At 61.1% G+C, this 18,655-nt stretch carries 19 protein-coding genes; all 19 read left to right on the top strand.

The annotated features are described in order from the left end of the window. Window positions 1-166 precede the first annotated feature (166 nt). Window positions 167-1,945, top strand: a complete 1,779-nt coding sequence (gene argS, locus ACO54Z_RS00815) for an arginine--tRNA ligase (protein WP_485995307.1) — start codon at window positions 167-169, stop codon at window positions 1,943-1,945. Continuing rightward, complete coding sequence (locus ACO54Z_RS00810) at window positions 1,945-2,547, top strand: SPOR domain-containing protein (protein WP_485995306.1); 603 nt, start codon at window positions 1,945-1,947, stop codon at window positions 2,545-2,547. Before argS ends, ACO54Z_RS00810 begins: the two co-directional genes overlap by 1 nt. A 654-nt stretch (window positions 2,548-3,201) precedes the next feature. Then, on the top strand, window positions 3,202-3,333 hold the full coding sequence (locus tag ACO54Z_RS00805) for a hypothetical protein (RefSeq protein ID WP_314066640.1): 132 nt from the start codon (window positions 3,202-3,204) through the stop codon (window positions 3,331-3,333). Between the two features lie 61 nt (window positions 3,334-3,394). Beyond that, complete coding sequence (locus ACO54Z_RS00800) at window positions 3,395-3,859, top strand: DUF3592 domain-containing protein (RefSeq protein ID WP_485995305.1); 465 nt, start codon at window positions 3,395-3,397, stop codon at window positions 3,857-3,859. 499 nt (window positions 3,860-4,358) lie between these two features. Then, entirely contained in the window at window positions 4,359-4,706 is a 348-nt protein-coding gene (locus ACO54Z_RS00795) for a hypothetical protein (RefSeq protein WP_298080357.1), read from the top strand. 136 nt (window positions 4,707-4,842) lie between these two features. Then, window positions 4,843-5,604, top strand: coding sequence for a sulfite exporter TauE/SafE family protein (locus ACO54Z_RS00790; protein WP_485995304.1), 762 nt, complete (start codon window positions 4,843-4,845; stop codon window positions 5,602-5,604). A gap of 23 nt (window positions 5,605-5,627) precedes the next feature. After that, the gene (locus tag ACO54Z_RS00785; protein WP_485995303.1) at window positions 5,628-6,404 is read left to right on the top strand and encodes an L-threonylcarbamoyladenylate synthase; all 777 of its coding nucleotides are present in this window, start codon (window positions 5,628-5,630) and stop codon (window positions 6,402-6,404) included. A gap of 131 nt (window positions 6,405-6,535) precedes the next feature. Beyond that, window positions 6,536-7,276, top strand: coding sequence for a class I SAM-dependent methyltransferase (locus ACO54Z_RS00780; protein ID WP_485995312.1), 741 nt, complete (start codon window positions 6,536-6,538; stop codon window positions 7,274-7,276). A gap of 184 nt (window positions 7,277-7,460) precedes the next feature. Beyond that, window positions 7,461-8,102 carry a phosphoribosylanthranilate isomerase gene (locus ACO54Z_RS00775; protein WP_485995302.1) on the top strand — a complete coding sequence of 214 codons (642 nt, stop codon included), beginning with the start codon at window positions 7,461-7,463 and terminating at the stop codon, window positions 8,100-8,102. Next, the gene (gene trpB, locus ACO54Z_RS00770) at window positions 8,083-9,279 is read left to right on the top strand and encodes a tryptophan synthase subunit beta (RefSeq protein WP_485995301.1); all 1,197 of its coding nucleotides are present in this window, start codon (window positions 8,083-8,085) and stop codon (window positions 9,277-9,279) included. Before ACO54Z_RS00775 ends, trpB begins: the two co-directional genes overlap by 20 nt. A 7-nt stretch (window positions 9,280-9,286) precedes the next feature. Further along, a complete protein-coding gene (gene trpA, locus ACO54Z_RS00765; protein ID WP_485995300.1) occupies window positions 9,287-10,168 on the top strand; it encodes a tryptophan synthase subunit alpha in 882 nt (293 codons plus the stop codon). Then, complete coding sequence (gene accD, locus ACO54Z_RS00760; protein ID WP_485995299.1) at window positions 10,165-11,133, top strand: acetyl-CoA carboxylase, carboxyltransferase subunit beta; 969 nt, start codon at window positions 10,165-10,167, stop codon at window positions 11,131-11,133. Before trpA ends, accD begins: the two co-directional genes overlap by 4 nt. Then, window positions 11,130-12,383: a bifunctional folylpolyglutamate synthase/dihydrofolate synthase gene (locus ACO54Z_RS00755; RefSeq protein ID WP_485995298.1), complete on the top strand. Its 1,254-nt coding sequence runs from the start codon at window positions 11,130-11,132 to the stop codon at window positions 12,381-12,383. The genes accD and ACO54Z_RS00755 overlap by 4 nt, the downstream gene beginning before the upstream one ends. After that, window positions 12,380-13,009, top strand: coding sequence for an SPOR domain-containing protein (locus ACO54Z_RS00750; RefSeq protein ID WP_485995297.1), 630 nt, complete (start codon window positions 12,380-12,382; stop codon window positions 13,007-13,009). Before ACO54Z_RS00755 ends, ACO54Z_RS00750 begins: the two co-directional genes overlap by 4 nt. Window positions 13,010-13,039: 30 nt before the next feature. After that, window positions 13,040-13,711 carry a CvpA family protein gene (locus ACO54Z_RS00745; RefSeq protein WP_485995296.1) on the top strand — a complete coding sequence of 224 codons (672 nt, stop codon included), beginning with the start codon at window positions 13,040-13,042 and terminating at the stop codon, window positions 13,709-13,711. Window positions 13,712-13,842: 131 nt separating this feature from the next. Next, the gene (locus ACO54Z_RS00740; protein ID WP_485995295.1) at window positions 13,843-14,748 is read left to right on the top strand and encodes a DUF2268 domain-containing putative Zn-dependent protease; all 906 of its coding nucleotides are present in this window, start codon (window positions 13,843-13,845) and stop codon (window positions 14,746-14,748) included. A gap of 51 nt (window positions 14,749-14,799) precedes the next feature. Beyond that, window positions 14,800-15,978, top strand: a complete 1,179-nt coding sequence (locus tag ACO54Z_RS00735; protein ID WP_485995294.1) for an O-succinylhomoserine sulfhydrylase — start codon at window positions 14,800-14,802, stop codon at window positions 15,976-15,978. A 55-nt stretch (window positions 15,979-16,033) separates the two neighbouring features. Beyond that, a complete protein-coding gene (locus ACO54Z_RS00730; RefSeq protein ID WP_485995293.1) occupies window positions 16,034-17,092 on the top strand; it encodes a metallophosphoesterase in 1,059 nt (352 codons plus the stop codon). A 73-nt stretch (window positions 17,093-17,165) separates the two neighbouring features. Beyond that, the gene (gap, locus tag ACO54Z_RS00725; RefSeq protein WP_485995292.1) at window positions 17,166-18,173 is read left to right on the top strand and encodes a type I glyceraldehyde-3-phosphate dehydrogenase; all 1,008 of its coding nucleotides are present in this window, start codon (window positions 17,166-17,168) and stop codon (window positions 18,171-18,173) included. Window positions 18,174-18,655 lie beyond the last annotated feature (482 nt).

Below are 18,655 nucleotides of genomic sequence, written 5' to 3'. Positions count from 1 at the left end.
ATCATACTGATTTCAAAGACAATAAAAAACCACAAAAGACGTGAAAAAATGCACAAAATCGCAGCAGAAAACGCTGCCATGCAAAAAACAAAACCAATTGGCAACCTTTTGGCAAGAAGCTAGAATAAAGCGCTTACACCCTCACATAATTCCCGCGAGAAAACCCGTGAAAACCCGCATCCTGACTGGCCTGACTGCCGCTCTGCACACCGTCGCACAAAAACAACAAATTGACCTGCAACAACTCGCCCAAACCCCGGAACTTGGCCGCAGCAAAAACCCCGCGCACGGCGACTACACCACCAACGTCGCCATGCAACACGCCAAAACCCTCGGCATGAACCCGCGCCAACTCGCCGAAGCCCTCATCGCCGCCCTGCCGGAAATCCCTGGCGTCGCCGCCCTCGAAATCGCAGGCCCCGGCTTCATCAACATCCGCCTTGAGAGCGGCAGCGACAGCGCCGTCTTGGCAGACATCGTGCGCGAAGGCGACGCCTTTGGCCGCCACACCGCCGAACACCCGCAAAAAATCCTGCTCGAATACGTCTCCGCCAACCCGACCGGGCCGCTGCACGTCGGCCACGGACGCGGCGCCGCCTACGGCGCGACCCTCGCCAACATCCTCCGCGCCAACGGTCATCACGTCGAAAGCGAATACTACGTCAATGACGCCGGGCGGCAGATGGACATCCTCGCCCTCTCCGTCTATTGGCGCTATATGCAAGAATGCGGCAGCGACCGCGCCCTGCCGCAAGGCATCTACCAGGGCGACTACGTCAAAAACATCGCGCGCGAACACTACGCCCGCTACGGCGAGCAGCACTACCACGCCGCCGACAGCTGGGTACCCGCCCACCCGGCAGAATGGAGCGCAGAAGCCATCGACAACGGCGAACGCGACGCCTGGATAGACGCCGCCATCGCCGCCCTCAAACACACCCTCGGCGAAACCGACTACCGCGCCATCTTCGACGCAGGACTTGACGCCGAAGTCGCCGACATCCGCGAAGACCTGCAACAATTCGGCGTCACCTTCGACCGCTGGTACTCCGAACGCTCACTCTTCACCGCAGGCCGCATCGAACAAATGCTGGACATCCTGCGCGCGCGCGGCTACCTGTACCAACAAAACGGCGCGCTCTGGTTCCGCGCCAGCGACTTCGGCGACGAAAAAGACCGCGTCGTCAAACGCGAAAACGGCATCACCACCTACTTCGCCTCCGACATCGCCTACCACTACGACAAATACCAGCGCGGCTACGACCGCATGATCGACATCTTCGGCGCCGACCACCACGGCTACATGGCGCGCGTCCGCGCCTCGCTCGCCGCCCTCGGACTCGACCCCGAAAAACTCGACATCACCCTGGTGCAATTCGCCGTGCTCTACCAAAACGGCGAAAAAATCCAAATGTCCACCCGCTCCGGCCAATTCGTCACCCTGCGCGACCTGCGCGCCCAAGTCGGCTCCGACGCCGCGCGCTTCTACTACATCATGCGCAAACCCGAACAACACCTCGACTTCGACCTCGACCTCGCCGTCTCGCACAGCAAAGACAACCCCTACTACTACGTCCAGTACGCCCACGCGCGCACCACCCGCGTCCTCGAACGCGCGCGCGAAGAAAATATCAACTTCGACCCAACCGCCGCCCTCGCAGCGCGCGAACAACTCACCGAACCCGAAGAAAAAGCGCTTTTGCGCGAACTCGCCCGCTACCCCGACACCATTGCCGCAGCGGGCAACCAAATGGCAGGACACCTCATCGTCAACTACCTCAAAGACCTCGCCGGCGCCTGGCACCAATACTACGACGCCGGCCACAAAGTACTGCACGACGACGCCGCACTGCGCGACGCCCGCCTGCTACTCACCCACGCCGTGCGCCAGGTGCTGCGCAACGGCCTGAACATCATCGGCGTCGCTGCCAGGGAACGGATGTAATGGCAAAAAAACCAAACAAACCGGACAACTACCTCGCTGCCCGCTTCCTCGGCGGCTCGATGATGGCGGTCGTCCTCATCGTCTTCGGCTTCGTGCTGGGCAATATGTTCGGGCAAAAAGACGGCAACAGCCACAGCGACGACGCCAACCCGCAAATCGCCAAAGCACAGCCCGCTGCAGCCGCCAAACCGGCACGCCCGGCGATAGCCAGCACCCCGCGCAAAAGTGGCCAACCCAAATACTCCTTCTACAACGAACTCCAGCGCCGCAGCGAAGAAGTCCGCGCCGAAGCCGCCGCGCCCGCCGCCAAAACAGACAAACCCGCCGCCGCCAAAACCGAAAAAAAACCGCGCCCGCCAACCGTCAAAGGCGCGAACTACCGCATCCAGGTCGGCGCCTTCAAAGACAAAGCGCAGGCCGAACAAATGCGGAAAAAAGCGGCGCTGGGCGACCTGCCGGTTGAAGTCATCTACGGCGAAAACAAACACTACCTCGTCCTCGTCGGCCCCTACGCCAGCAAAGACCAGGCCATCGGCATCCAGAAAAAACTCGAAGGGCAGAACATGAGTACCCTGCTCAAAACCTACAACAATGCGCCGTAACCCCGCCGCATTGCCTCCCCAAAAATGCGCCCCGGCGCGCTACCTCCCGCTGGATAAAACAACCGCCGCCCGAATACCCGCCGTTCTGCCCCCTCCCTCGCAGGACGCGCCAGCGTCCGCAGCGGGGGAGGGACGGGGAGGGGGTAGCGCCAGCGATTCCGGCACTAATACAACATCGCCCGCAACCCCCGCCATTTACATACACCTGAGCGCTCGATGTGTATGTAAATCACCGAACAGCCCCCTCCCCCGTGGGAGAGGGTTGGGGTGGGGCCAGCAAAAAAAACCGCACAGCGACAACACCCATACAACCACCCCACTTACATACACCTTCCCCGTCATCCTGTATGTAAGACCCGCCATAGCGTGCGCCTTGGCGCACCGCTTCCTGCCGGATAAAGCAACCGCAGCCCGAATACCAGCTAACCGGCTCTCCTCCCCCTGTGTGGGAGGAACTGGAGGCGGGGTTAGCCGGCATACCGCCAATGCCGAATCGTCCGCTGCTCTGCCCCCTCCCCCGTGGGGGAGGGTTGGGGTGGGGGCAGCAAAAAAACCGCACAGCGACAACACCCATTCAACAACCCCATTTACATACACATTGAGCGCTCAAGTGTATATAAACCGCCCTGCCAAACCCCACAAACCGGAACCCCCATGAGCCACGAAATCCTGCGCCACGTCTATTGGACATTCGGTAGCGAAACCTGCCCCGACGCACACGCCTTCAACGAAGCCGTCACCGCCTGCAATACCGGCCTCACTTGGCATCTGGAACATTCCGCGTAATGACAAACGCGCTGACAAAATCCGCGCGCCTTTAATTTTGACCTCAGGAGAACAAAAAAATATGGCAATCAAAGATACCTTGCTGGCATTTGGTCTTGCCGCGTTTGGCGGCTGGTTAATGAAAGCCGGTATTGATGACATTCGCGCACAAAACACGCTGGAAAAGCAGGGTATAACCGTGCAGGGAGAATTACAGAAAGTAGAAGTGCGTAAAGGCATTTTTTCCGGCACCCGCTATGAATTCTCGATAGATTATCAGGGGCGCCAAGGTCATTTCTCTATCGATAAAGAGACTTTCAAACGCTATACCCACGGCGATACCTTCACGCCAGGCACACCCATAGAAATCCTTTATCTGGAAAAAGATCCAGGAACCGCCGAAGTCAAAGAAATGGTAGGCAAATGGTTTTATGGATGGTTTGGCGGGCCAGGGGGACACATTATTCTTTCCCTGTTTCCGCTGATATTGGGTTTGTTATGGCTTTGGCACGAATTATTCGGCAAAAAACGTGGAGACGATGATTGATACCCATCCACGCCAGTAATTTTCACAGCGCAGGTGGTTGAAACAAATCCCGGCGAAAACAGTTCGCTACCGCCGCCGGATTAACCTCAACCAGAAATAAAAGGTGCGAACGCGAAGAAACATTGCACGAAGGCCTGCCCGTCCATGCCATCTGCTGCGGCAGCTAAACCCTTTATATAATGGAATAAATTTGAAATCACCCAAATTCAAGACCCGCATAGTGAACTGAAGCAAGGCAAAGCGCCGATATGTTCCCTCTCCCTGTGGGACAAGCATTGCTCGCGTAGCGAGAGAGGGCTATGGTGAGGGCAGCAAACGTGAAAAATAGGATTTTGATTCATCAATATTATTGCTTACCCCCACCCCGTCCCTCCCCCGCTGCGGGCTTCGCCCTGCGGGGGAGGGGGAATTCTTGGGCTGTTTCTGTTTTATTCCACTATACATACACCCTGAGCGCTCAAGTGTATGTAAACCATCCCACCAACACCCGCGACCAACCATGAACACCATCCTCCTCACAGCCGATGCCCTGCTCCTCATTACCCTGCTGGTGCACGCCATCATGGGCGACCGCGACCTCAAAGCCATCGAACCCGACGCAAACGACGACCAAGGCAAACAGCGGGAAGCGTGGACGCTGGCGCGCTGCACCTTCCACTGGGTCACACTCGACCTGCTCCTTGCCACCACCGCGCTGACGCTGATTAACTTCACCAGTTACATCCGCCAGCCGCAAACCGTGCTGCAATTCCTTGCCACTTACCTCGCAGGCTGCGCCGCATTCTTCCTTGCCACCGTCGCCCTGTCGCGGCCATTCCGCCAAAATTACCTGCGCCTCGGCCAATGAATACTGCTACTCTTCCTCGCCGGATTGATTTACTTTGGCAGCCGCTGACTGACCCGGCCTGATTACCCGTTTACATACACCCCAAGCGCTCAAGTGACTGTAAACTGTCCCGCCCCCCATAACCCCCCGCACACTCATGGATTTACAACTGCATCACTACCTCCTCATCACCGCCCTCGGCGTCATCTGCGGCGTCATCAACGTCATGGCGGGCGGCGGCTCTAACATCATCCTGCCCGTGCTGATGATGATGGGCTACCCGGCGCAAGTCGCCAACGCCACCAACCGCGTCGGCATCGCCCTGCAAAGCATCGTCGGCGTGCGCGGCTTCCTCCGCGCGGGCAAACTGCCAACGCACGACCTCACCGGCATCATCGTGCCGACCATCATCGGCGGTATCTGCGGCGCGGTCATCGCCGCTTACGCGCCGCACCAAATCATCAAACCGCTCCTGCTCGGCACCATGCTGGCGATGGCCGCCATCATGCTCTTTGTGCCGTCGGTCGTCATGCCGCCGCCCGGCACCGTCCCCTTTACCGTCAAACAGGCGGGCTGGCGCGCCTGGTTCTGGCTGTGGCTCGGCGGTGTTTACGGCGGCTTCGTCCAGGCGGGCGTCGGCTTCGTGCTGATAACCGCCATCGCCGGCTGCCTGCGCTACGACATCGTCCAGTCGAGCGCCTTAAAACTCGTCTGCACCCTCTTTTTCACCCTGGTGGCGCTCGCCATCTTCGTCTGGCGCGGCCAGGTGGACTGGACGACCGGCCTCGTCCTCGCCGTCGGCAACATGATTGGCGCGCACTACGGCGTCCGCCTCGCGGTCAAGGTCAAACCCAAGACCCTGAAATGGGTGATGTTCTTCATGACGCTGGTCGCCGTCATCGCCGCTTTCCTCAAATAACCCATGAACCCTAAGGAGTCCCCATGACCCAACGCACCCACTGGAACCAAACCCTCTCCGCCGAAGGCCTCGCCGCGCTGCAACAGCCGGGCGGCGTCATCGTCTGCCCGACCAAAGTCGGTTACATCATCATGGCGACCGACAAGACCGGCCTTGAGCGCAAATTCGATGCCAAAGAACGCAAGCGCAACAAACCCGGCGTCGTCCTCTGCGGCAGCATGGAGCAATTGCGCGCGCTCGCCCAACTCAACCCCGAAATCGAAGCCTTCTACCAAAAACACTGGGACGAAGACATCCTCCTCGGCTGCATCCTGCCGTGGCGCGCAGACGCCAAAGCCGCGCTGCCGCAGGACGGCCGCGACGAACTGATGATGGACGGACGCGGCACCAGCTGCTTTGTCATCAAATTCGGCGTGCCGGGCGAACAACTGGCAGAACACCTCTGGCGCACCGAGGGCAAAATGATCTATGCCTCCTCCGCCAACCCCTCCGGCAAGGGAAACCGTGGCAAAGTTGAAGGCATCGGCGAGCGCATCGCCAGCAAAGTAGATCTCGTCATCGAAGCGGACGACTACGTCGCCTCCATCCAGCCGGACAAAACCGTAGAAACCCGCTACGAACAAGGCGTGATGGTGTCGATGGTTGATAAAAACGGTGCGCTTGTGCCGGAACAAAAAGGCGAACGCTCGGTGCAACCCTGCCCGGTGGTCATCCGCAAAGGGCTGGACATTGACCGCATCATGATGCACCTCGCCGACAGCTTTAACACCTGGGATTACCGCCACGGCGAATATTACTGACCAAAAACCGGCGGGGATTTCCCCGCCATTTCATTTATCGCCCGTAGGGTGGGGCTTGCCCCACCGCAAAAACAATAGCACCTTTAATGGTGGGGCAAGCCCCACCCTACAATGGAAGAATCCCCATGCAAATCCCCTCATCCCTCGCGCCTTTTATGCGCGGCGACCTCAATCCCGCCTTTCTCTCTGAAAAAAACGGCATCCTCGAATACCTCAACCCGCAATATCTATCCGGCGACAACGACAAATACCGCAAACTCTATGACCGCCTCGCCCCGCTGTACGATTTTGGCGAACGCTGGATAGGCTTTCTTAAATACGGCAATACCGTCGCCAAAATGCGGCGCGACATGATGCAATTACTGGAATGGCGAAACGGCGCAAACGTGCTTTACGTCTCCATCGGCACCGGCAAAGATTTCAACTATATCCCGGCGAATGTGGACGCGAAAAGCCTGCAACTCGTTGGCGCGGATATATCTATGGGAATGCTGCGCCGTGCACAAAAAGTCTGGAGCCGCAAACTCGATTTATCACTCGTGCATTGCGCCGCCGAAGATTTGCCCTTTGCCGATAACCGCTTTGACATCGTCTTTCACGTCGGCGGCATCAATTTCTTTACCGACAAGGCGCGGGCGATTCGGGAAATGCTGCGTGTTGCCAAACCGGGAACATTACTGATGATAGCGGACGAAACCCAGGATTTCATTGAAAGCCAATACCAGAAAAACGCGCTGACGAAAAAAGCCTACGCCGACGCGCAATTTGATTTGGCGGAAATTGAAAATGCCATTCCTGACAACGCGCGCGAGCGAAAAACGCATTTCCTTTGGGATAACCGTTTTTATGCGATGACCTTCCGCAAAGCCTGATATTTATTTGTAGGGTGGGGCTTGCCCCACCATGAATGTAGCGAATAACCCGCCATGTGAAAAATGGCGGTCGTTTTTTCGGTGGGGCAAGCCCCACCCTACCCCGCACAGAAATACCGATTTACATACACCTTGAGCGCTTCCGTGTATGTATATTTCCCGCTAACCCAACCCCAAAAACCCGATGCCCACCCGAATCAAAATCTGCGGGCTGACCCGCGCCGATGATGTCAAAGCCGCTGTTAATTGCGGTGCCGATGCCCTCGGTTTTGTTTTTTATGAGCGCTCGCCGCGCCATGTCACCCTCGCCCAGGCGGAAAAACTGCTCGCGCTGGTGCCGCCGCTGGTGAGTGCGGTCGGGCTGTTTGTCGATGCGCCCGCCGCTGTCGTGCGCGAAACGCTCGCCGTGCTGCCGCTGGATCAGTTGCAGTTTCATGGCGTGGAAACTGCGGATTATTGCCGCCAGTTTGGCCGCCGCTGGTTCAAGGCGGTGCCAATGCGCGACCTGCCTGATGCCGCCAGCGCGGCGGCGTGGCTCGCCGCGTATCCCGACAGCAACGCGTTTTTGTTCGATACTTTCGGCAAGGCGCAGATGGGCGGCAGCGGCGAGGCGTTTGACTGGTCGCGCCTGCCGCCAACCGACCGCCCCGTCATCCTCGCCGGCGGCCTGCACGCGGGCAATGTCGGCGACGCCATCCACCGTTTCCGCCCGTTCGCGGTCGATGTTTCCAGCGGCGTGGAAAGCGCGCCCGGCGTAAAGTCCTCTGTTAAAATGCAGGCTTTCTTCACCGCCGTAAGGAATGTTTATGAATCCGACGCTCCCTGACGCCCGTGGCTATTTTGGCCGCTTTGGCGGGCAATTTGTCGCCGAAACTTTGATGCAGGCCGTGCTGCAACTGGAATCTGCTTATCGCGCCGCGCAGGATGACCCTGCTTTTTGGGCGCAGTTCCGCGCGGAGCTGGCCGATTATGTCGGCCGCCCGTCGCCGCTGTATTTCGCCAAACGCCTGTCGGAGAAGGCAGGCGGCGCGGAGATTTGGCTGAAGCGCGAGGATTTGAACCACACCGGCGCACACAAGATTAACAACACCATCGGTCAGGCGCTTTTGGCCGCCCGCCTCGGCAAGCCGCGCGTGATTGCGGAAACCGGCGCGGGTCAGCACGGCGTGGCGAGCGCGACGGTTGCCGCCCGCCTCGGCCTGGAATGTGTGGTGTATATGGGCGCGGATGATGTGCAGCGCCAGGCGCCGAATGTGTACCGGATGAAGTTGCTCGGTGCGACGGTCGTCCCGGTGTCGGCGGGCAGCCGCACGCTCAAGGATGCGCTGAACGAGGCGCTGCGCGACTGGGCGGCGAATGTGGACAACACGTTTTATATCATCGGCACTGCCGCCGGCCCCCACCCCTACCCGGAGCTGGTGCGCGATTTTCAGAAGGTCATCGGCGAGGAGGCGAAGGCACAGGCGCAGGCACAATTTGGCGCGCTGCCCGATGCGGTCGTCGCCTGTGTCGGCGGCGGCTCGAATGCCATCGGCCTCTTTTATCCGTTTTATGACGACCCGGTCGCGCTCTATGGCGTTGAGGCGGGCGGGCATGGCGTCGAAACGGGCGAACACGCCGCGCCGCTCACCGCCAATGCACCGGTCGGCGTGCTGCACGGTAACCGCACTTATGTGATGAGCGATGCGGACGGGCAAATCGCGCAGACGCATTCGGTTTCTGCCGGGCTGGATTATCCCGGCGTCGGCCCGGAACACGCTTGGCTCAAGGAAACGGGGCGGGCGCAGTACGTCGCCATCAACGACGACGAAGCGCTGGCCGCCTTCCATGACCTTTGCCATCTCGAAGGCATCATTCCCGCGCTGGAATCGGCGCACGCTGTCGCCTACGGCCTGAAGCTGGCGCGCGAGCTGGGCGCGGGCAAACGCATCATCGTCAATATTTCCGGCCGTGGCGACAAAGACATCAATACCATCGCCGCCCGCGACGGCATCACCTTGTGAGGCAACCATGATCCGATTTTTTCAACGTTTATTCGCGTCGCAACCGCAAGAACCCGAAACGCCCCCCGCCGCGCCGCCGCCGCGTCTGCCTGCCCGTTTCGCCGCGCTGAAGGCGCAAAACCGCAAGGCGCTCATCCCCTACATCAGCGCGGGCGACCCCGACCCGGCGCAAACCGCCGCCGTATTGCACGCGCTGGTCGCAGGCGGCGCAGACGTGCTGGAATTGGGCATTCCCTTCTCTGATCCCGCCGCCGACGGCGAAACCATCCAGCAGGCGAATGAACGCGCGCTGGCGCGTGGCGTAACCTTCGCGCAGACGCTCGCCATCGTGCGCGAATTTCGTGAGCAGGACAGCGAGACGCCGCTGGTGCTGATGGGCTACCTCAACAGCTTTGAACGCGCCGGATTTGCCCGCGCGATGGCCGACATCAAGGCGGCGGGCGGCGACGCGGTGATTCTCGTCGATTGCCCGGTGGAAGCGCTCGCCGATTACGATGCCGCGCTGCAAGCGAGTGGCATCACCCCCATCATGCTGGTCGCGCCGACCACCACCGCCGAACGCCGCCAAACCATCCTCCAGCACACCAGCGGCTTCCTCTACTTCGTCTCCTTGCGCGGCGTCACCGGCACGCAGGAAGCACAGGCCGAAGCGATTGCCGCCGACATCCGCACCCTGAAAAGCGAGACCGACATCCCCGTTTGCATCGGCTTCGGCATCCGCGACGGCAACACCGCGCGACAAATGGCCGACCTTGCCGACGGCGTCGTCATCGGCAGCGCCCTGGTCGCCCGCCTGCACGCCGCCTTTGCCGCGAACGAAGCGCTGAGTGATACCGCCACCGCCTTCATCCGCGACATCCGCGCCCACCTTGACCAGGAGCAAGCATGAGCTGGTTCGACAGCCTGATGCCGTCGCGCATCAAAACCTCCAACAAAAAACCCTCCGTTCCGGACGGCCTCTGGAAAAAATGCGACGGCTGCAACGAAGTCCTCTACGCGCAAGACCTCGAGCACCACCAGCAAGTCTGCCCCAAATGCGGCCACCATATGCGCATCGGTGCGCGCAAACGGCTGAGCCAACTCTTTGACAAAGATGGCGAAACCACCGAAATCGGCGTCGGCCTGCAACCCGCCGACTTCCTCAAATTCAAGGACAGCAAACGCTACCGCGACCGCATCAGCCAGGCGCAGAAAAAAACCGAAGAGCACGACGCGATGGTCGCCATGAGCGGCCTGCTCTATGGCCGCCCGCTCACCGCTGCCGCCTTTGAATTTGACTTCATGGGCGGCTCAATGGGCTCCGTCGTCGGCGAACGCTTCGTCCTCGCCGCCGAACACGCCCTTGCCGCAGGCACGCCGTTCGTCTGCTTCTCCGCCAGCGGCGGCGCGCGGATGCAGGAAGGACTGACCTCGCTGATGCAAATGGCGAAAACCAGCGCCATCCTCACCCGCCTCGGCGATGCCGGACTGCCCTTCATCTCCGTCCTCACCGACCCGACGATGGGTGGCGTCTCCGCCTCGCTCGCCATGCTCGGCGACCTCATCATCGCCGAACCGGGCGCGCTGATTGGCTTCGCCGGCCCGCGCGTCATCGAACAAACCGTGCGCGAAAAACTGCCGGAAGGCTTCCAGCGCAGCGAATTTCTGTTAGAAAAAGGCGCGATAGACATGATTATCGACCGCCGCCAGATGCGCGAAGAACTTGCCGCCCTGCTCGGCATGCTGATGAACGAGCCGCCGCTGCCGCGCGCAGACGACGAAGACACCCCGCCGCCGGAAGCACCCGCCCCCGACTACACCGCTGCCGTCGCCGACAGCAGCGAAACCGCTGCGGAGCCTGCAGAAAAACCATGAACCGCAGCCTGCACGAATGGCTCGCGTGGCAAGAAACCGCGCATGACAAAGCCTGGGATTTGGGACTGGAACGGGTCGGCGCCGTCTGGCAAGCGATGGGCGCGCCCCGCCTCGCCGCCCACATCATCACCGTCGCCGGAACCAACGGCAAAGGCTCCTGCGTCTGCTGGGTGGAAGGCCTGTGCAAAGCGCACGGCGTGAGCGTCGCCAGCTTCAGCTCGCCGCATCTCAACGACTACCGCGAGCGCATCCGCTTTGACGGCGTCTGGGTACGCGAAACCGAACTCGTCGCCGCCTTTGAGGCGGTGGACGCGGCGCGCGGCGACATCTCGCTCAGCTACTTTGAATGGTCGGCACTCGCCGCCTTCTACCTCATCGCCCGCCGCCAGCCACAAGTCGCCGTCCTCGAAGTCGGCCTCGGCGGACGGCTGGACGCGACCAACATCATCGACGCCGACGCCGCCATCATCACCCGCATCGGCCTCGACCACCAGGACTGGCTCGGCCACGACATCGAAACCATCGCCCGCGAAAAAGCAGGCATCATCCGCCCCGGCCAGCGCGTGTACTTCCCTGACGCACACCCGCCCGCCGCGCTGCACGCACGCGCCGACGAACTGGGCGCGACCGTTTACCGCTACGGCGATGCGCTGCAAGTCGCCGCACAACCGGACAGCATTCAAATAACCGTCCCCGGATTTAGCGCCCGCCTGCCCAAACCGCCGCTGATGCCCGGCGCGCACCAATACGGCCACCTTGCCGCCGCGCTCGCCGCCCTCGCCCCGTGGCTGCGCCTCGACGCCGCCCGCGTCGCCCACGCCGTTATACACACCCAAAACCCGGCGCGGCTGATGCAAATCGCGGGCGAACCGCGCTGGCTGTTTGACGTTGCCCACAACGCCGACAGCGCCGAAGTCCTCGCCGCCTGGCTGCACGATATGCCACGCCACGGCCGCTTTATCGCGCTGTGCGGGATGCTGCGCGACAAAGACCACCACGCCATCTACCGCCACCTCGCCCCGGAAATCGACCAATGGATACTCACCGGCCTGCCCGGCGTGCGCGGAACAGACGTGGCGACGCTGGCCGCACACGCGCGCGAGGCAGGCATCGCCGCGGAAAAATTGCTATCATGCGAAGACATTAACACCGCCTGCCAACAAGCCTGCACGCTGGCGCGCCCGCAAGACACCATCATCGTCTTCGGCTCCTTCGTGACCGTCGCCGCCGTACTGGAGAAACACACATGAACAAATGGACGCTCCGCCTGATAGGCCTGCTCATCGCGCTCGTCCTCGGCCTCGTCATCTTCGACGGCTGGTTCACGCCGGAAATCCCGCCCGCACTACAACAGGACATCTCGCTCGAAGTGAACGGCGAAAGCCAGACCATCACCCCCGCGCCGCTGCCGCCGGTCGCGCCGCCCGCCGATACCGCGCCACCACAGCCCGCCTTCGCCCTCGAATCCCTGAACGACGACAACAGCACACCGCAGCCCGTACTCAGCAACCCCGGCTCGGACAAAGCCAAAGCGCGTGAAGCCGCCCAAATCGCCGCCAACCAAAAAACCGTCGCCAAAAACACCGCCCCGCCCGCCACAGACAGCGCCCCCGCGGCCGCCACGCCGCCCGAAAAAGCCAAACCGCGCAAAGGCGGCTCCTGGGTACAGGCGGGCGCCTTCAGCAGCCAGGAAAACGCCGAAAACCTGATGGCACAACTGCAAAAACGCGGCTGGCCGGTCGATACCGAACTGGCACAAGTCAACGGCAAAAGCGTCCACCGCGTCTTCGTCGGCCCGCTGTCGGCGGCGGACGTCAACCCCTACATCGACATCCTCGGCAAAATGGGCATCAACGCCCGCCAGGTCACCCGCTAACCCCTAAACCCACACGGAGAATACCCACACATGAACCTCGAAACCCTCAACTGGATTGACATCGCCCTTGGCGGCGCGCTCGTCATCTCGGCGCTGGTCGGCCTGATGCGCGGCTTCCTCAAAGAAATCCTCTCGCTCATCGCCTGGGGCGTCGCCCTCTACGCCGCCTGGATGTTCGCCCAGCCTGTTGCCGAAACCTACGTCAGCAAATTCCTGCCAGACAAATACATCGCCTACGTCGCGGCCTTCGGCGGCATCTTCATCGGCGTACTCTTCCTCATCGGCGTGGTCAACCTGCTCATCTCGCAAGTGCTGAAAGCGACGGGACTTGGCTTCCTCGACCGCCTGCTTGGCCTTATCCTCGGCACCGTGCGCGGCGTACTGATTGGCGCACTGGTTGTCTTCGCCCTCAAATTCATGGTTGGCACCCCGGACAAACTGCCGATGTGGAAAGACTCCACCCTCGCCCCCTACTTTGAAAGCATGGCAACCTGGGGCTACGAACAACTCTCGCCCAAAGCGCGCGAATGGATCGAAAACAGCCTGAGCGGCGAAAAAAAACCCGCCCGCACGGCCAATAACACCAACGCTGCCGCCCGCCCGGTTGTGGACGAAAACACCGGCGTGCTGCACGCCGTCCCGGCACAGACCACTGGCGGCGTTGAAGAACCCACCCTGAACGGCCTCGAATCCACCCAATAACCAGACAACGGGAGCGCAAGCTCCCGTTAAAAATTTCCGCCCCTCCTGTGGAGGAGCGGCAGGGGTGCTAACAAACCTCGCTGTCAAATAACCCCGTCTTGGCGCACACGCCGATAACCACCGCCCTGCAAATGAACATCGAACCCGTCCGTTCCGACAAAATCTACCAGACACTACTCACCCTGCCGAACGCCGCAAGAGACGCCTACTTCCGCGAACACCTCCTGCACCCCTTCAAACAAAAATTCTGGCAACAACAAATCCCCTTTGAAGCCAAACAACCCCACGGCTTTGACGCCATGATGCTGCTCGGCTGGGTACACCGTATGCCACAAGAACTCGGCGACGCAGACCGCGACGCCATTGTCGCCATCAGCGACGACACCCTATGGCAACAATGCGAAGAGACCCTCGCGCGCAGCCTTTCCCTGTTTACCCGGGCGGGCATCACCCTGGAAATTACCCACTACCGCTTCACCATCCTCATCGGCAAAACGGAAAGCCGCGTCTTACAACTGGGCAACGGCTACAGCGGCGACGGCGGCATCCCCGGCTACATCATGCTGTCGCTCATACCCAACCCCTACACCCTGGCGCGCCTGCCCGCCGCCATCGCCCACGAAAGCAGCCACAACGTGCGCTTCCAGCACATCAAATGGCAGCCGGAAAAAACCAACCTTGCCGACTGGATTATCAGCGAAGGACTGGCAGAAAGCCTTACCGAACACCTCTTTGGCGCGGAATACCTCGGCGCCTGGGTTACAGCGACCAATACCACCCAGCTGCAAACCCTCAAACCCGTATTCCACGAAAAACTCGCCCTGACCGGGGTGCAAAAAATGATGCCCTACCTCTACGGCGACGAAATCGCCGCCTTACAGGGACAAGAACCGGTCGGACTGCCCTACGCGGCGGGCTACGCCTGCGGCTACCACCTGGTGCAGCACTACCTGAAAAAAACCGGACAAAACATCGTGCAGGCAACCATCACGCCGACCGCGGACATCCTCGCCGCCACAACAGATTTCTGGCACTAAACGCCGTTTACAAGCCCCTTCCCCCATTCCCCAACCTTCACGGAGCCCACCATGAGCAACAAAAAAGCCTTCGCCACCCGCGCCATCCGCGGCAGCCACTACCGCAGCCAGTACCGCGAACACTCGCCCGCGCTGCACCTCACCTCCTCCTTCACCTTTGACAGCGCCGCCCAGGCCGCCGACATCTTTGCCGAACGCGAACAGGCCTTCCAGTACAGCCGCTTCGGCAACCCCACCGTGCAGGCCTTTGAAGAACGCATGGCCGACCTCGAAGGCGGCGCGCGCGGCACCGCCACCTCCACCGGCATGAGCGCCGTCCTGACGCTTGCGCTTGCCACGCTGGAAGCGGGCGACCACGTCGTCTGCTCGCGCAACTGCTTCGGCTCGATACTGAACCTCTTCAGCAAAACGCTGGCCAAACTCGGCATCGAAACCACCCTGGTAAACCTCACCGACCTCGACGGCTGGCGCGCGGCGATGCGTCCCAACACCCGCCTCCTGTTCCTCGAAAGCCCGTCCAACCCGCTGCTCGCCATTGGCGACATCGCCGCCATTGCCGACATCGCCCATCAGGGCGGTGCCAAACTGGCGGTGGACAACTGCTTCGCCACCCCGGTACTGCAACGCCCGCTTGAGCTCGGCGCGGACTACAGCGTGCATTCCGCCACCAAATACATCGACGGCCAGGGCCGCGCGCTCGGCGGCGTCATCATCAGCAAAAACGAAGCAGACGGCACCGCGCTCTACCAACTGATGCGCGGCATCGGCACCGGCCTCGGCGCCTTTGAAGCGTGGCTCTACCTGAAAAGCCTGGAAACCCTCGCCCTGCGCGTGCGTGAACACAGCAAAAACGCGCTGCACGTCGCACGCTGGCTCGAAGCACAGCCCGCCGTCGCCCGCGTGTACTACCCCGGCCTCGAAAGCCACCCGCAGCACGCCCTTGCCGCCAAACAAATGCACGGCGGCTTCGGCGGCATGGTCAGCTTTGACCTCAAAGGCGGCAAAGACGCAGCCTGGCACCTTATCGACCACTGCGACTGGCTGTCCAACACCGGCAACCTCGGCGACGCCCGCACCATCATCACCCACCCCGACACCACCACCCACGCCCGCGTGGACGGCGAAGAAAAAGCGCGCATCGGCCTCGGCGACGGTGCCATCCGCCTCTCCGTCGGCCTCGAAGACGCGGACGACATCTGCGCCGCACTGGCACAGGGGCTGCAAGGCTAAAAAACAAGGCGGGGCAACCCCGCCTTTTTCACATCCCCACAACCCGCCTGCCACCATGCCCCTCATCCAAACCCTCCCCGCGGGCGCGCTTGACATCATCGGCGACATTCACGGCCAGTACGATGCGCTGCAAGCGCTGCTGCACCACCTCGGCTACGACGAAAACGGCGCGCATCCGCAAGACCGCCACCTCATCCTCCTCGGCGACCTCGTTGACCGCGGCCCGGACACGCCCGCCGTGCTTGACTGGTACCAGCACGCACATGCCTGCGGCAACGTGCAGAGCATCCTCGGCAACCACGAAATCAACCTGCTGCTGGACGACGCCAAAGACGGCTCCGGCTGGTACTTTGACGCCCGCGCCGCACGCGATGCCGCCACCTATGCGCCGTGGCAGCACTACCCCGCCGCGCGCAAAGCGGCGCTCGTCGCCTTCCTCAACAGCCAACCGCTCATCTTGCAACGCGACGACCTGCGCATCGTCCACGCCGCCTGGGACAGCGACGCCGTCGCCCGCCTGCAAGCGGCGGCCACGGATGACCTCATCGCGCAACACCGCCTGTGGGAAAGCGCGTTGGACGAAAACGCCCCGGCGCAGCCGTGGTACAGCGCCTGGCAGGAAGAAACACGCCACGCGGACACCCCCGACGATCCGGCGCGCCCGCCTGCCTTCCGTCCCGCCACCGCCGCACGCGACCTCTACTACAGCCGCGGCAACCCGGTGCGCGTTCTCACCTGCGGCTCAGAAACCCTCGCCGCCGCGCCGTTTTACGCGGGCGGACGCTGGCGCTTCGTCGAACGCGCCGCCTGGTGGAACGACTACCGCGACGCCACCCCGGTCATCATCGGCCACTACTGGCGTCGCTGGGCGGACGAGACCAACCCGCTCTTTCCCTTCCCGCCCAATCATTGGCACGGCGCGCACCATAACGTCTTCTGCTGCGACTACGCCGTCGGCGCCCGCTGGCGTGACCGCGCGACCGGCACCGCGCCCGAACATTCCGCCTACCGCCTCGCCGCCCTGCGCTGGCCGGAAAAAACGCTCGTTTTTGACAACGGCGAAACCGCCGCAACCGTTGCGGATGCGGCAAATAACCCAACCCCGATAAAGTAACGAAACGGGCGCATCTCCCGTCGCCGTGCTATAATCGCGCCGCTTTTCAACCCACAACCCTAGGAGTGAACCTATGAGCATCAAAGTAGCCATTAACGGATTCGGTCGCATCGGCCGCCTTGCCCTGCGTCAAATGGACAAGGCCAAAGGCGTTGAAGTCGTTGCCGTCAACGACCTCACCCCGGCAGATATGCTGCTGCACCTCTTCAAATACGACACCGCACAGGGCCGCTTCCACGGCACCGCCGAACTGAAAGGCGACAACCTCGTCATCAACGGCAAAGAAATCAAAGTTCTCTCCAATGCCAACCCGGAAGAACTGCCGTGGGGACAACTGGGCGTTGACGTCGTCCTCGAATGCACCGGCTTCTTCACCAGCAAAGAAAAAGCCGAAAAACACATCAAGGCGGGCGCGAAGAAAGTCGTCATCTCCGCACCGGGCGGCAACGACATCAAAACCATCGTTTACAACGTCAACCACAAAATCCTGGACGGCAGCGAAACCGTCATCTCTGGCGCCTCCTGCACCACCAACTGCCTCGCCCCGATGGCGAAAGTCCTGCAAGACAAATTCGGCGTCGTTGAAGGCCTGATGACCACCATCCACGCCTACACCGGCGACCAAATGACGCTCGATGCCCCGCACCGCAAAGGCGACAAACGCCGCGCCCGCGCTGCTGCCGCCAACATCGTGCCGAACAGCACCGGCGCAGCCAAAGCCATCGGCCTCGTTATCCCCGAACTCAACGGCAAACTTGACGGTGCCGCCCAGCGCGTTCCGGTTGTCACTGGCTCTTTGACCGAACTGGTCACCATCCTTGAGAAAAAAGTGACCGCCGAAGAAATCAACGCCGCGATGAAAGCCGCTGCTAACGAATCCTTCGGCTATACCGAAGAAGAGCTGGTTTCCTCCGACATCATCGGCCTGAGCGAAGGCTCGCTGTTTGACGCCACCCAAACCCGCGTCATGACCGTCGGCGACAAACAACTGGTCAAAACCGTCGCTTGGTACGACAACGAAATGAGCTATACCAACCAGCTCATCCGCACCCTGACCTACTTCGCCAGCCTGATCAAATAATCCGGCATCCACGAAAAAAACCGCCCTCCGGGGCGGTTTTTTAACGGGCCGTTTATGGTTTATGGCAATCCACTAAAAGCCTCATAATAGCATCGGCGAGGCAGTGCTCAGCGCAGTTCGTCGCTGACGTCTTCCCAGGCGCTGTAGTCAAAGGGGCGGTCGTGGAAATATAGCCATCCACCAAAAGCCTCATACGGTGTTACGCCGCCTGACCGGGCACCCTAAAAAATGGCAGTGCCATTTTAGGGAAACCCGCGCCGTACAACCGCATACTGTCTTCGGCGACGCGCTTTGTCTGAAACTTTCGGTGGATGACTATATGTGGCTAGCCGGGATTTTGAACAGGTTCTTAGAGCCTGTTTAAAATCTTGGAGAACCGCATTTTTCGTATGCTTGTGTAGGAAACTGAAAACCGGGAAAACAGCCAATATAGCCATCCACCCTAAATAATATACTCAATAAAAGCCCGCTCCACCGCCTGT

It is taken from the genome of Cardiobacterium sp. (assembly GCF_057314735.1).
The sequence above is the reverse complement of the archived record's forward strand: the minus strand, read 5'-3'. Positions and strand labels throughout refer to the sequence as shown.

Excerpts from the sequence above, each read along its gene's own strand:
- ACO54Z_RS00775 (WP_485995302.1), top strand. The coding sequence starts at position 7,461 with ATGCCCACCCGAATCAAAATCTGCGGGCTGACCCGCGCCGATGATGTC.
- ACO54Z_RS00800 (WP_485995305.1), top strand. The coding sequence starts at position 3,395 with ATGGCAATCAAAGATACCTTGCTGGCATTTGGTCTTGCCGCGTTTGGC.
- accD (WP_485995299.1), top strand. The coding sequence starts at position 10,165 with ATGAGCTGGTTCGACAGCCTGATGCCGTCGCGCATCAAAACCTCCAAC.
- gap (WP_485995292.1), top strand. The coding sequence starts at position 17,166 with ATGAGCATCAAAGTAGCCATTAACGGATTCGGTCGCATCGGCCGCCTT.
- ACO54Z_RS00750 (WP_485995297.1), top strand. The coding sequence starts at position 12,380 with ATGAACAAATGGACGCTCCGCCTGATAGGCCTGCTCATCGCGCTCGTC.
- ACO54Z_RS00740 (WP_485995295.1), top strand. The coding sequence starts at position 13,843 with ATGAACATCGAACCCGTCCGTTCCGACAAAATCTACCAGACACTACTC.
- ACO54Z_RS00810 (WP_485995306.1), top strand. The coding sequence starts at position 1,945 with ATGGCAAAAAAACCAAACAAACCGGACAACTACCTCGCTGCCCGCTTC.
- ACO54Z_RS00795 (WP_298080357.1), top strand. The coding sequence starts at position 4,359 with ATGAACACCATCCTCCTCACAGCCGATGCCCTGCTCCTCATTACCCTG.
- ACO54Z_RS00745 (WP_485995296.1), top strand. The coding sequence starts at position 13,040 with ATGAACCTCGAAACCCTCAACTGGATTGACATCGCCCTTGGCGGCGCG.
- ACO54Z_RS00735 (WP_485995294.1), top strand. The coding sequence starts at position 14,800 with ATGAGCAACAAAAAAGCCTTCGCCACCCGCGCCATCCGCGGCAGCCAC.
- ACO54Z_RS00790 (WP_485995304.1), top strand. The coding sequence starts at position 4,843 with ATGGATTTACAACTGCATCACTACCTCCTCATCACCGCCCTCGGCGTC.
- ACO54Z_RS00755 (WP_485995298.1), top strand. The coding sequence starts at position 11,130 with ATGAACCGCAGCCTGCACGAATGGCTCGCGTGGCAAGAAACCGCGCAT.
- ACO54Z_RS00785 (WP_485995303.1), top strand. The coding sequence starts at position 5,628 with ATGACCCAACGCACCCACTGGAACCAAACCCTCTCCGCCGAAGGCCTC.
- ACO54Z_RS00805 (WP_314066640.1), top strand. The coding sequence starts at position 3,202 with ATGAGCCACGAAATCCTGCGCCACGTCTATTGGACATTCGGTAGCGAA.
- ACO54Z_RS00730 (WP_485995293.1), top strand. The coding sequence starts at position 16,034 with ATGCCCCTCATCCAAACCCTCCCCGCGGGCGCGCTTGACATCATCGGC.
- trpA (WP_485995300.1), top strand. The coding sequence starts at position 9,287 with ATGATCCGATTTTTTCAACGTTTATTCGCGTCGCAACCGCAAGAACCC.
- trpB (WP_485995301.1), top strand. The coding sequence starts at position 8,083 with ATGAATCCGACGCTCCCTGACGCCCGTGGCTATTTTGGCCGCTTTGGC.